Source organism: Bradyrhizobium sp. Ses1 (assembly GCF_059512365.1).
On the sequence record NZ_JCAMOQ010000013.1, the window covers coordinates 1 to 12,414 of the forward strand.

The following is a 12,414-nucleotide window of genomic DNA, read 5'->3' on the forward strand; positions in this document are numbered from 1 at the left end:
TGTGGTCCTACCCCCGTGCTTTTTGTTGCACGGGACCCACGGGTGCAACCAGCACCCGGCTTTCCCTGCGCCCTCTGTTCAATGAGGGTGGAAAGTGAAGCAAAGCTCGGGCGAACAACGCCGCGAGAACGCGAACTGCTGCTTCCTCATACTCCACCGTCATGCCCCGCGAAGGCGGGGCATCCAGTATCCGGCGGCCTCTCGGCTCAAGCACGACCGCCTCTGGATTACTGGATCGTCCGGTCAAGCCGGACGATGACAGCGGAGTTGCTGTTTGACATTTGAATCCGAACCCCATCTCCACGCGCACATCCGCTTCATTCCACCGCCGCCCCGACCGGTGGCCCGCCGGGAGGTCGATGCAGGAACGTCATCGTCAGGTAGGCGCCGACCCAGGAGCCGATCGCCGCGAACAACACGTAGACCGAGTTTTCGGTGTAACTGATCACCGCATAGGACGAGAGCACGTACCAGACGCTGCTCCAGGTTGCCGCCGGCACGCGTTTGCGTGCCACCACGGCGGACGTGAACATCACGTAGACCGCATCGGTTGCGGCCGTCGCCAGCACGACGCCGGCGGCGGTCAAGGGATCGATGGCCATTGCAACTCCTTCCCAGTTCGGGCACTGCTCTTGGGCACACAATTGAGGGAATGCCGAAGCGCGACCGGTTCAACCATGCCGAAAAGGGCAGGCGGTCGGCATCGTCAAAACAGGAGGGATCGTCAGGCAGGATCTGCCTGCGCACGGCAGGGCCTGTCACACGGCCCGCTTTAGTTTCGCCGGCCGCCACCCCGGAATTTCCCGGGGCTTGGCATTCACCCGGCGTTCATGCCTCACTGTCCAAAGATAAACCGGAACCTGCGTCCAATTGTCGCTTTTTTGGTTGTCTGAACCGGTAATTGGGCACTATTAGCGCGCAGCGGAACCTTCGACATCAGCCACGGCCCATGGTCAAAGACATTACCAAGCAATTGCAGACCCTTAGCCGTCAGCGCCTGGCGCTGGTCGTGGCCGTGCTGGCGGTTGCCGGTGGCGTGGCTTACGCATCCCTGCACAACAAGGGGGCAAATGGCGGCCATTCGGAGATTTCGAGCCAATCCCGCAAAGGCCTGCAACGCTACACGCCGACCCCTGCCGAATGGGCGAGCCTCAGCCTGCAGCCTGTCTCCGAGCGTGCCTTCCGCGCCGAATACGTGACCGAGGGCAAGATCGGCATCGACGAGGATCGCTCCACCCCGGTGTTCTCGCCCTATACCGGCCGCATCACCAAGCTGCTGGCGCGGCCCGGCGACAGCGTTGTCAAGGGCCAGCCGCTGTTCGTGATCGAGGCCGCCGACACCGTGCAGGCGCAGAACGACTACATCTCGGCGATGACTAGCGTGAACAAGGCGAAGTCCGCGGTCGATCTGGCGCAGATCCAGGACAACCGTGCCAGGGACTTGTTCGAAGGCAAGGCCGTGCCGCTGAAGGATTATCAGCAGAGCCAGGCCACGCTGGTCCAGGCGCAAAACGATCTGCGCTCGGCGCAGACGACGCTGGAGGCCGCGCGCAACAAGCTGCGCATCCTGGGCTTCGGCGACGGAGATATCGATGCGCTGCGCCAGAAGGGCGGCATCAATCCGGAGATCACGATCTTCGCGCCGATCGGCGGCACGGTGGTGCAGCGCAAGGCCGGCCCCGGGCAATATGTCTCCTCCGGCGCCAGCGATCCCGTCTATGTCATCGGCGATCTCTCGACGGTCTGGCTGCTCGCCTTCGTCCGCGAGAGCGACGCCGCCAAGGTCGCGGTCGGGCAGGACCTCACATTCAGCGTGATGGCGCTGCCGGGCCGCTCGCTGACCGCGCGCATCAATTATGTCGCCGCAGCGATCGATCCGGCGACGCGCCGGCTCCTGGTCCGCGCCACCATCGACAACGCGGATGGCGCGCTCAAGCCGGAGATGTTCGCCAATGTCACGCTCTATTCGCCGGGCGACCATCCCGCGGTCGGCGTACCCAAGCAGGCGCTGATCTATGAAGGCGACCAGGTGCGCGTCTGGGTCGCGCATCCGGACAAGACGATCGAACTGCGCCAGGTGAAGCCGGGGATCACCAATGGCGATCTCGTCGAGATCGTCGGCAATCTGCGGCCAGGCGAGCAGATCGTCACCAAGGGCAGCCTGTTCATCGATCGCGCCGCCTCCGGTACCTGACATTCCCGGATTATTGAAAGCTTCGATCTGAAATGGATCGCCTCGTCGCTCTCGCAGTCAGCCGCCGCTATCTGATGGTCGGCATCTTCGCCGCCGTCATGATCGGCGGGCTGATTGCCTTCCAGCACCTCAACATCGAGGCCTATCCCGATCCGACGCCGCCGATGGTCGACGTCGTGACGCAAAGCCCGGGCCTGTCGGCGGAGGAGATCGAGCGCTACATCACGATTCCGATCGAGACCCAGGTCGCCGGGCTGAAGAACCTGCGCACGATCCGCACCATCTCGCTCTACGGCCTCTCCGATGTGAAGCTGCAGTTCTCCTTCGACTACACCTATGACGAGGCGCTGCAGCAGGTCCTGAACCGTCTCGCGCAACTGCCGCCTTTGCCTGGCAATGTGCAGCCGACGATCTCACCGCTCAGCCCGATCGGCGAGATCTTTCGTTACCGGCTGGTCGGCCCGCCCAACTACAGCGTCCTCGATCTGAAGACATTGCAGGATTGGGTGCTGCAACGCCGCTTCCGCGCCGTGCCCGGCGTGATCGACGTCACCGGCTGGGGCGGCAAGACCAAGACTTATGAGGTGCAGGTCGATTTCAACAAGCTCGTCGCCAACGGCCTGACCTTGCCGCAGGTGTTGCAGGCGGTGAGCAACGCCAACATCAATGTCGGCGGCAACACGGTCGATATCGGCACCCAGTCCGCGGTGGTGCGCGGCGTCGGCCTGATCCGTTCGGTCGACGATCTCAATAACACCATGGTGTCGCAGTCCGGCGGCAACCCCGTGCTGGTGAGGGATATCGCGACCGTCACCATCGGCGAGAAGCCGCGGCTCGGGATTGCCGGAATCGATAATGACGATGACATCGTGCAGGGCATCGTGCTGATGCGCCGCGGCGAGCAGAGCTCACCGACGATCGCCCGCGTCGAACAACTGGTCAAATCGATCAATCACTCCTCGATCCTGCCGCCGGGGGTCAGGATCGAGCGCATCTACGACCGCAAGGACCTGATCGATCTCACCACCCACACCGTGCTGCACAACATGGTGGTCGGCATCCTCCTGATCGTGCTGCTGCAATGGATCTTCCTCGGCGATCTCCGCAGCGCGCTGATCGTCGGCGCAACCATTCCCTTCGCGCTGTTCTTCGCCGTGATCATCCTGGTGCTGCGCGGCGAATCCGCCAATCTGTTGTCGGTCGGCGCGATCGACTTCGGGCTGATCGTGGATGCCACCGTCATCATGATGGAGGCGATCTTCCGCCGCCTGTCACAGACCACGCGGCTTTCTGAAGCCGAGCAGAGCCATGTCTCCGCCGAAACCATGATGGGCATCAAGACCCACGCGATCCTGTCCGCGTCCGCCGACGTATCGCGCTCGATCTTCTTTGCCGCCACCATCATCGTGGCCGCCTTCCTGCCGCTGTTCACGCTGAGCGGCGTCGAGGGCAACATCTTCGGACCGATGGCGCGGACCTATGCCTATGCGCTCGCCGGTGGTCTGCTCGCGACCTTCACGATCACGCCGGCCCTGAGCGCGATCATCCTGCCCGCGCATATCCAGGAGACCGAGACCTGGATCATGAGGCAGCTCGATCGCCTCTATTTGCCCGTCCTGAACTGGGCGGTCGCCAACCGGCGAGTGGTGATGGCCGGTGCGGCCGCCCTCGTGGTCTTGACCGCGCTGTCGGTACGATTGCTCGGGCTCGAATTCCTGCCGAAGCTGGAAGAGGGCAATCTGTGGATCCGCGCCACGCTGCCGCCGACGATCTCGCTGCAGGAAGGCAATGCCTATGTCAACGAGATGCGCCGGATGATCCGCGCCCGTCCCGAGGTGGAATCGGTGGTGTCACAGCATGGCCGTCCCGACGACGGAACCGACGCCGCCGGTCTCTTCAACGCGGAATTTTTCGCGCCGCTGAAGCCCGCAAGCGAATGGCCCGGCACGCGCGACAAGGATGAGCTTACCGCGCAGCTTTTGGCGCAGTTGCAGGACAAGTTTCCCGGCGTCGAATTCAACTTCTCGCAATATCTGCAGGACAACGTCTCCGAAGCGGTTTCGGGCGTGAAGGGCGAGAACTCGATCAAGCTTTACGGCAGCGACCTGCAGGCGTTGACCGACACGGCCAATCAGATCAAGTCGGTGCTCTCGACGGTGCAGGGGATCACCGACCTTGCCGTGTTCACCTCGCTCGGCCAGCCGACGATTCAGATCGACGTCGACCGCGCCCGCGCTGCGCGCTACGGCCTGTCGCCGGGCGACATCAATGCCACGATCAAGGTCGCAGTCGGCGGCGACAGCGCCGGCGATCTCTATGAGCCCGGCAGTGACCGCCATTTCCCGATCATCGTGCGGCTTGCCCCGGAGTACCGTAAGAGCGCCGAAGCGATCCAGAACCTGCGCATCGGCGTCGCCAACCCGAACGGCGGGATCACGCAGATCCCGCTGAGCGAAGTGGCCTCGATCAAGCTGATCTCGGGCGCCGCCTATATCTATCGCGAGCAGCAGGAACGCTATCTGCCGATCAAATTCTCGGTGCGTGAGCGCGACCTCGGCAGCGCGATCCAGGAGGCGCAGCAGAAGGTCACGGACCAGGTCAAGCTCCCGCCGGGATCGCGTGTCGAATGGGTCGGCGAGTTCGGCAATCTGCAGGACGCGATCAAGCGGCTGTCGGTCGTGGTGCCGATCAGCCTCGGTTTGATCGGGATACTGCTGTTCCTCAATTTCGGCTCGATGGTCGACACGCTGCTCGCCATGAGCGTGATCCCGATGGCGATCTTCGGCGGCGTGCTCGGGCTGCTGGTCTCCGGCATTCCCTTCAGCGTCTCGGCCGCGATCGGCTTCATCGCGCTGTTCGGCATCGCCGTGATGGACGGCATCATCATCCTGTCGCAGTTCAACCAGCTCATCGATGAAGGTTACGAGCGGATGCGGGCCGTGGTCCGCACCGGTGAATTGCAACTGCGCCCGGTGTTGATGACCTGCGTCGTCGCCGGCGTCGGGCTATTGCCGGCGGCGCTGTCGGGAGGGATCGGCTCGCAGGTGCAGAAGCCGCTTGCGGTCGTGGTCGTGACCGGCATGATGCTGGCGCCGATCGTCATCCTCGTGACGCTGCCGGTCCTGATCTCCTATTTCTCGCGGCGCGAATCTAGGAGGTGAAGCCGTAGAGCCGCGCCGGGTTGTCGACCAGGATCTTCTTGCGCGTCGCCGCGTCCGGCGCCCACACCGCGAGCTGGTTGAGGAGGCGTCCGTCGTCGATCTGGTACAGCGGAACAACATCCGTGACCTGCTTTCCGGGCGGGACCACCGTATCGGGATGCGGCCAGTCGGTGCCCCAGACGATGCGGTCGGGATTTGCCGCGATCAGGGCCTTGGCGAGCGGGATCGCGTCCTGATAGTCGGGCGCAAGCTTGGAGGCGCGGTAGGCGCCGGAGATCTTCACATAGGCCTTGCCGGACTTCACCAGTTCGACCAGGTCCGGAAAACCCGGTTGTTCCACGCCGAGCGCGGCCTGCGCGCCGCCGAAATGGTCGAAGACAACGGGTACAGGCGATGCAGCGACGAGGTCCTTGACCGCCGGGATTAGCGGCAAGTTCGTGTACACCTGCACATGCCAGCCCCGCGCCTTGACGCGATCGACCCCGGAGGTCAGGCGGGCACGGGCGACATTGGGATCGTTGATGCCGCCGGTTGCGAGGTTGAGGCGGATGCCGCGAAAACCGTCCTTCTGCATCGCATCCAGATCGCTTTCGGGCGTCTTGTCGTCGATGACAGCCACCCCCCGCGCGGTCGCGCCGCGCGCCATCATGCCGAAGCGGGTTGCGGAATTGTCGGTGCCGTAGACGCTCGGCGTCACGATCACCACGCGCTCGATCCCGAGCGCCTTGTGCAGCGCGCTCATCTCCTCGGGCGAGGCCGGTTCCGGCGTGTAGACGCGACCGGCGAAGAACGGGAATTTCTGGGGATCGCCATGGATGTGGGTGTGGCAGTCGCAGGCGCCGGCCGGCACGTCGAAATTCACCGGCGTCGAAGGCTGGGCCGCCTTGGCGTGCACGTCTCTGTTGTTCATCATTACTCCGGCCGCGATGGAGGCAAGCATCATACTGCGTCGCGTCAGCATTGGTCTTCTCCCTGCGTTTCCTCGTTTGATCGGCGCTTGCTGCGCCCCAGCGTTATCAGCCGCCGGTTGAGCGAGGTTACAGGGCGAATGTGCGGGCGGGAAGGCGGTGATGCCTATGCCGGATCACTGTCCGGACGGCGTGCGCAGCCCGTGCCAGGCGTCGCGCACCTGATGGTAATGCACCTCCGGCAGGTAATCGGGCGTATTGAGATTGAGGTTCTTGACGTCGAGCCGGCCGATGGCGCTGAGCAGGCTGTAGGAGGCGATCACGCGGTCGCGCAGTGCGCCGATCAGCCGGGCTCTGGCCGAGATCAAATCCTGTTGCGCATTGAGCACGTCGACGGTGGTGCGCTGGCCGCCTGCCGCCTCGCGCTGCACGCCCTGCAGCGCAACGTTCGCGGCACGGACTTCGGACTCGGAAGCGGAGACCGCCGTCTTGGCGCCTTCGTTGGCGACCCAGGCGCTGATCGCAGCGGTCCGCGCCTGGTTACGAACCTGGTCGAGCACCAGCCGGCTCTGCGCCGCCACTTCCTTGGCCTGCCGGGTCTGGGACGCCGCCATGCCGCCGTCATAGATCGGCTGGTTCAACTGGCCGATGATGGAAGCCTGATCGGTTCCGAATGTGCCGAGCGTCGGGTCGGAGTCGCGGCTGCGGCTCACGCTGCCCTGCACCGTGACGTTCGGCATCAGACTGCTCTCGGCGACGCGGATCGTGGTCGAGGCGACGTCGACGTCGTAGCTTGCCGCCATCACCGCTGGGTGCTCGCGGAAGGCGAGACCGATTGCGTCCTCGCGGTTGCGCGGCAGCAGGCGGTCGGTGGTTTCGGCAGGCCGCAATTGCGCGGGCGCATTGCCGATGACCTGTGCGTAGGTCGCTTGGCTGATCGCGAGACTGATCTCGGCGGCGTTGAGGTCGGCAAGCCCGCGGTTCAGTCGCGCTTCGGCCTGCGCCGTGTCGGTCGGCGTGACATCGCCGGCATTGAGGCGCTTCTGCGTGATGGCTTGCGTTTCGCGCAGAAACGCGACGTTGGCGCGCTGCGCCTCGACCAAGGACTGGTTGGCGAGCACATTGGTATAAGCGGTCACCGCGTCCAGCAGCACGCCCTGGCCGACATTGCGCAGCGCCTCGCGGCCGGATTGCACCTGCAATTCCGCCACCCGCACGCTGTTGGCGGTCTTGAAACCGTTGAACAGCGTCTGCGTCACCGTCAGGCCGATCTGCCACGGCTTCAGGTTCGCGGTCTGAACGACGTTATTTGGCAAGAGGTCGCGCACCGCCTGCAAACCGGCGGAGAGGGTTGCTGCGATCTGCGGACGATAGCCGGTCAGTGCCTGCGGCACGTTCTCGTCGGTCGCCCGCTGCCGCGCCCGCTCGGCATTCAGCGCCGGATTGGTCTGGTAGGCTTTGGCGAGTGCTTCAGGGAGGCTCTCCGCATGGACCGCCGAGGCGGCGAAATCGACACAAAGCATCACGCCAAGGCAAATGCCCGTCTGAAGCAAACGCCTTCTCACGTCGCTAACTCTAGCGGCACGTCCAACCATAATAACCCGCAAACCACCCCGACTGTCCGCCCCCGTCGACTGGGTCACATCTACTGTTTAGGGGATGGTCTCGCTACTGACAAACGGTCGCGCGACATCTGCACATCAAATCAGCGCTTGTCTGTTGCCGGTTCGTCACAGACTGTGACGACAGTGATTTAACTTACCTGTTCTTATTCACAGGCTGTCGCTTCTCGATGAAGGCGGCCATGCCTTCGGAACGGTCTTCGAGCGCGAAGGTCGAGTGGAACAGGTTGCGCTCGACGTTGAGGCCTTCCGACAGCGTGGTCTCGAAGGCGCGGTTGATGGCTTCCTTGGCCATCGCCGCTGCCGGGCGCGACATCGATGCGATCTTTTCAGCGGCGGTGAGTGCTTCGTCCATCAGCCTGTCGGCGGGCACGACGCGGCTGACGAGGCCGGAGCGTTCGGCCTCGGCGGCATCCATCATCCGTCCGGTGAGGCAGAGATCCATCGCCTTCGACTTGCCGATCGCGCGCGTCAGCCGCTGCGTGCCGCCGATTCCGGGGATCGTGCCGAGCGTGATCTCGGGCTGACCGAACTTCGCGGTGTCGGCAGCGATAATGATGTCGCACATCATGGCAAGCTCGCAGCCGCCGCCAAGGGCATATCCCGCCACCGCCGCAATCGTCGGCTTGCGGCATCTGGCGACGCGGTCGCCGCCAACAGCGGCGAAGTCGCTGGTGAACATGTCGATGAAGCCTTTCGGCTGCATCTCCTTGATGTCGGCGCCGGCGGCAAAGGCCTTCTCGCTGCCGGTGAGGACGATGCATCCGATGGCGTCGTCCGCCTCGAGGTCGTCGACTGCGGCTGCGATCTCGCGGAAGACGCCGAAGGACAGCGCGTTGAGCATTTTGGGACGGTTCAGCTTGATGATGCCGACCGCGCCCTTGCTCTCGACAATGATGTGTTCAAACGTCGACATGATCCACCCCGTTCTCCTGATCTGGCGGCAATGTGCCCGCTGACGGGGTGGGCTTCAAGTGGGCTCCCGGACGCGGTGTGGCGCTATTTGCGCCGCGCGTCCGGGCACAAGGGGACGTCAGGCCATGAACATGCGGGCGGCAGACGCCATGGTCAGCAACGCGCCCGCGGCGATGAAGATCTTGCCGATCAGGGAAGTCCGGTCCCAGGTCGTGTCGTCGGCGCTGGCGACCGGCGCCGCCGTAGGCGCTTGGGCGGTCGTCATCGCGACCGCCGGGGCAGGCTGCTGCGGCTGTGGCTGCGCGGCGGGCTGATTCTGCTGCTGGCTCTCCTGCATCGCGCGATCGACTTCGTTGAGCTGGTCGGAGGCGACGACGTCGGCATCACCGGGCGCCTTTGCCTCGTCGGGCTTATCGGATGCGGCGAGCAGCGTGTTGGCCTTCGCCGACATCGCACTCGCATTATCGGCAGGAACGTTGGGGGTCAGTTCGGCCTTGGCATTGGCGACCAATGCCGGAAGCGAGACGGCTGCGGCGTCGGCGGTCTCGGCGCTATCCGGTTTCTTGGCCTCGGACGACTTGGATTCGGAGGACTTGGAAGCGGACGATTTCGACTCGGTCTTGGCCGACGTGTCGCGCTTTGCGTGACGCGTACTCTGTTTCTTAACACTTGCCGCACTATCGGAGTCCGAGGCAGTCGTGCCGCCCGAACCTGCCGCCTCGACCGGGGACGGCGCGGCGACGCATGCAAACAGCCCTGCGGCCACAAGCACCGCCAGAAGCCCGCTGGCTTTGGTGATCATCTGACAATCTCCCCATTTTGCCCGCCCCTGAGGGGCGAAATGAGACCCCGAGGCGTGTCCGCAGCGGGGCAGAAAAAGGGAATCTTCGGGTTTTGCCGGGCCAAAACGGGGCGGCACCGTTGCGCCAAAGCGGCTGCTTTCGGGCACGGCGTCGATTTTCCTCCAGGTAAAATTCTGCGCTCACGCTCCGACCGGTGCGAGCTCCAGCAATCGATGTTAAGAGCGCTGTGGATCTCGAACGGCCCGCTCGACTTGCGCTGGTCCGGATTTGAGATTCTGTCGCCCGGGCGCCGTTTCACGATTTTGTGATCAGTTCGCCGCCGGTGTAACAAATTGAAGGATCGACCGAATTGCGTTGTGGGAGCGCACGTGCGCGAGCGTGAGGACGAATGGACCGGCCTGATGCGGGCGGCCATTTCAGGCGACACCACGGCGTATCATCGCCTCCTGAAGGCGATCACGCCGGTCCTGCGGGCGGCCGCGCGCCGCGGTTTGGCGCGCGCGGGCCAACCGATCGATCAATCCGAGGATATCGTGCAAGACATTCTGCTGGCGGTGCATTCGAAGCGACACACGTGGGACGTAAACGCCCCGTTTGCGCCCTGGCTGTTCGCAATAGCCCGCAACAAGCTGATCGATGCGCTGCGACGCCGGGGCAAGCGGGTGTTCGTCAACATCGACGATTTTGCCGAGACCTTGCCCGGCGAGGCGCAGGAGGAGAAGGCCTCCGCGAGCGAAATCGCTGCGCATCTGAACGCATTGCCGGCGCGGCAGCGCGAGGTGCTGCAGTCAATCGCCGTCGACAGCGCCTCGATCAAGGATACGGCAGCAAAATTCTCGATGAGCGAGGGCGCCGTGCGGGTGGCGTTGCATCGCGGGCTCGCCAATCTGACGGCGAAACTGCGGGAGAGTTGAACATGGAGACCGATCAGCTCATTCGCACGATCGCCGCCGACAACACCCAGCGCGCACAGCCGGTGGGTTTTGTCCTGATGCTGGCGTTGCTCGCCGCCGCACCGATTTCTTTGCTGATGTTCTTCACCGAGCTCGGCGTCAGGCCCGATGTCATGACCGCGATGCACAACCCGTTCTTCGGTCTGAAGTTCGCGGTGACGCTGGCGCTCGCCGCTTCCGCGATCGCCGTCAGCCTGCATCTATCGCGGCCCGAGGCTTCGCTGCGCGGCTTTGGCTGGTGGTTGCTGGTTCCGGCCGGGCTGCTCGTGGCCGGTATCAGCGGCGAGATGATGATGCCGCAGCGCGCGCCGATGATGACGCGACTGGTCGGCAACAATTCGCGGGCATGCCTGATCTCGATTCCCTTGCTGTCGCTGCCGCTGCTCGCGGCCGCTTTGTTCGGCCTGCGCCATGGCGCGCCGGCGCGCCCGGCAGTCGCCGGCGCGATCGCGGGCCTGCTGGCAGCGGGACTTGCGGCCACGCTTTACGCATCGCATTGCGCCGATGATTCACCGCTGTTCGTGGCGACCTGGTACACGATCGGGACCACGCTGGTCGCCGCCATCGGCGCCCTGATCGGCTCGAAGGTGCTTCGATATTGATTGCGGTCCCTCCACGTCGGCATTGCGAGCGCAGCGAAGCAATCCATCTCTCCACTTGCGGAGGCATGGATTGCTTCGTCGCTATCGCTTCCTCGCAATGACGAGTGTGAATGCTATGCCGCGGGCGCGGACTGCTGCATGCGGTGGAAGCGCAAGACCTGCTGTGCGGTCGATGGCCGGAGCCGTTCGTAGGTCTCCATGCAGGCCAGGAGATCCGTCGGCTCGCCGCCTGACAATTCGTCGCGCAGGTTGATGATCGAGCGCACGGTCGACCACGAGAAGCCTGCGACCTTGGCCAGGATCATCACGCCTTCGGCGCGGGTTTCGATCATCATGTTCTCGGCAACGGCCAGACTCACATTGGCAAGAGCTGCAATCGAGGCATTGGTCTCATCGAACTTGCCGGCGTCGGCAAACGCTGCCACCTGGAATTCGTCGAGGCGGCCATCCTCATACAGCGACTTCACCAGCGCATGGGCGATCGCCGTGTCGCGCGTGACCGCCGCGGGCGCGGAGCGAGCGCGCCGCGTCGCCTCGCGCACCGCGCTCGGCACCTCCTTGGCCTGCTGCGGGTTGGCGGCTTCGAGCCGGTGTCGCACCGTGTCCGATGCCTTCGCCAGCAGTTTCAGATAGAGATGCCGCGGCATGCTCGGGCGGAGCCCGATGCAGGTCGCAAGGTCGTCATCGCCTTCGGCGCGGCTGATCAGCCGCGTGAAGCCGCGTTCGGTGAATTCGGCGCCGGGATTGTTGACGGTGCTCTGGATCACCTCGTCGTTACCGCGCAACACCAGCACGTCAGTGACGGCACCGCTCAGCGTCTTGCGCGCCGCGATCGCCAGCAGATGCGCCTGGCTCTTGTTGCGCGCGGTTTCGATCAGGGTGTTATCGTCGAGCCGGCTCGATTGCGTCAGCACGGGACCGGCGACCTCGATCATGTCGTCGAAGGCAAGCGTCCGGACGGTCAACGGCGGGGCAGTATCGATCGGCGCCAGCCGGTTGGACAATAGCGCCTTCGCCGAGGTTTCGATGTGCAGCAGCAGGCACTGGAACACATCGTCGAACAGCGCGATCTGCTGGTCCGAATAGTCTACCGCGCCGTTGATGAAGAGATCGGTCACGCGGCGCAGGGTCTCGACCCGGCGCGCCACCGTTCCATGCGCGAGCGTTGCCTGCAACTCGTCAAGCAAGTTCTCGGGGGCGATTGCGGGTTTCAAATTCATGACTGTGACTCTGTCCTGGAGTATTGGCGATGCCAC

At 64.2% G+C, this 12,414-nt stretch carries 10 protein-coding genes; 4 read left to right on the top strand and 6 right to left on the bottom strand.

The genetic code is table 11. The features are described 5' to 3' along the window. Positions 1 to 317: 317 nt before the first annotated feature. On the bottom strand, positions 318 to 602 hold the full coding sequence (locus AC5ZG5_RS17135) for a hypothetical protein (protein WP_130229387.1): 285 nt from the start codon (positions 600 to 602) through the stop codon (positions 318 to 320). 347 nt (positions 603 to 949) lie between these two features. On the opposite strand from AC5ZG5_RS17135, the gene AC5ZG5_RS17140 reads away from it, so the two are divergent. Continuing rightward, a complete protein-coding gene (locus AC5ZG5_RS17140) occupies positions 950 to 2,194 on the top strand; it encodes an efflux RND transporter periplasmic adaptor subunit (RefSeq protein ID WP_456642999.1) in 1,245 nt (414 codons plus the stop codon). 32 nt (positions 2,195 to 2,226) lie between these two features. Beyond that, positions 2,227 to 5,355, top strand: coding sequence for an efflux RND transporter permease subunit (locus AC5ZG5_RS17145; protein WP_456642998.1), 3,129 nt, complete (start codon positions 2,227 to 2,229; stop codon positions 5,353 to 5,355). Here the strand turns inward: AC5ZG5_RS17145 and AC5ZG5_RS17150 are convergent. The 4 genes from AC5ZG5_RS17150 to AC5ZG5_RS17165 form a co-directional block, all read right to left on the bottom strand. Further along, a complete protein-coding gene (locus AC5ZG5_RS17150) occupies positions 5,345 to 6,316 on the bottom strand; it encodes an amidohydrolase family protein (protein WP_456642997.1) in 972 nt (323 codons plus the stop codon). The genes AC5ZG5_RS17145 and AC5ZG5_RS17150 overlap by 11 nt on opposite strands. A gap of 123 nt (positions 6,317 to 6,439) precedes the next feature. Next, complete coding sequence (locus AC5ZG5_RS17155) at positions 6,440 to 7,858, bottom strand: TolC family outer membrane protein (protein ID WP_456642996.1); 1,419 nt, start codon at positions 7,856 to 7,858, stop codon at positions 6,440 to 6,442. 163 nt (positions 7,859 to 8,021) lie between these two features. Beyond that, positions 8,022 to 8,801, bottom strand: a complete 780-nt coding sequence (locus tag AC5ZG5_RS17160; RefSeq protein WP_456642995.1) for an enoyl-CoA hydratase — start codon at positions 8,799 to 8,801, stop codon at positions 8,022 to 8,024. Positions 8,802 to 8,918: 117 nt separating this feature from the next. Continuing rightward, a complete protein-coding gene (locus AC5ZG5_RS17165) occupies positions 8,919 to 9,602 on the bottom strand; it encodes a hypothetical protein (protein WP_245475032.1) in 684 nt (227 codons plus the stop codon). A gap of 369 nt (positions 9,603 to 9,971) precedes the next feature. On the opposite strand from AC5ZG5_RS17165, the gene AC5ZG5_RS17170 reads away from it, so the two are divergent. Both AC5ZG5_RS17170 and AC5ZG5_RS17175 read left to right on the top strand, forming a co-directional pair. Continuing rightward, a complete protein-coding gene (locus AC5ZG5_RS17170) occupies positions 9,972 to 10,517 on the top strand; it encodes a sigma-70 family RNA polymerase sigma factor (RefSeq protein WP_456642994.1) in 546 nt (181 codons plus the stop codon). A 2-nt stretch (positions 10,518 to 10,519) separates the two neighbouring features. Next, entirely contained in the window at positions 10,520 to 11,158 is a 639-nt protein-coding gene (locus AC5ZG5_RS17175; RefSeq protein WP_130229380.1) for an NrsF family protein, read from the top strand. Positions 11,159 to 11,271: 113 nt separating this feature from the next. On the opposite strand, the gene AC5ZG5_RS17180 is transcribed toward AC5ZG5_RS17175, so the two are convergent. After that, positions 11,272 to 12,378, bottom strand: a complete 1,107-nt coding sequence (locus AC5ZG5_RS17180; RefSeq protein ID WP_456642993.1) for a DUF2336 domain-containing protein — start codon at positions 12,376 to 12,378, stop codon at positions 11,272 to 11,274. Positions 12,379 to 12,414: the final 36 nt, after the last annotated feature.

Coding starts and splice junctions, on each gene's coding strand:
- AC5ZG5_RS17135 (WP_130229387.1), bottom strand. CDS start 602: ATGGCCATCGATCCCTTGACCGCCGCCGGCGTCGTGCTGGCGACGGCC.
- AC5ZG5_RS17140 (WP_456642999.1), top strand. CDS start 950: ATGGTCAAAGACATTACCAAGCAATTGCAGACCCTTAGCCGTCAGCGC.
- AC5ZG5_RS17145 (WP_456642998.1), top strand. CDS start 2,227: ATGGATCGCCTCGTCGCTCTCGCAGTCAGCCGCCGCTATCTGATGGTC.
- AC5ZG5_RS17150 (WP_456642997.1), bottom strand. CDS start 6,316: ATGCTGACGCGACGCAGTATGATGCTTGCCTCCATCGCGGCCGGAGTA.
- AC5ZG5_RS17155 (WP_456642996.1), bottom strand. CDS start 7,858: ATGGTTGGACGTGCCGCTAGAGTTAGCGACGTGAGAAGGCGTTTGCTT.
- AC5ZG5_RS17160 (WP_456642995.1), bottom strand. CDS start 8,801: ATGTCGACGTTTGAACACATCATTGTCGAGAGCAAGGGCGCGGTCGGC.
- AC5ZG5_RS17165 (WP_245475032.1), bottom strand. CDS start 9,602: ATGATCACCAAAGCCAGCGGGCTTCTGGCGGTGCTTGTGGCCGCAGGG.
- AC5ZG5_RS17175 (WP_130229380.1), top strand. CDS start 10,520: ATGGAGACCGATCAGCTCATTCGCACGATCGCCGCCGACAACACCCAG.
- AC5ZG5_RS17180 (WP_456642993.1), bottom strand. CDS start 12,378: ATGAATTTGAAACCCGCAATCGCCCCCGAGAACTTGCTTGACGAGTTG.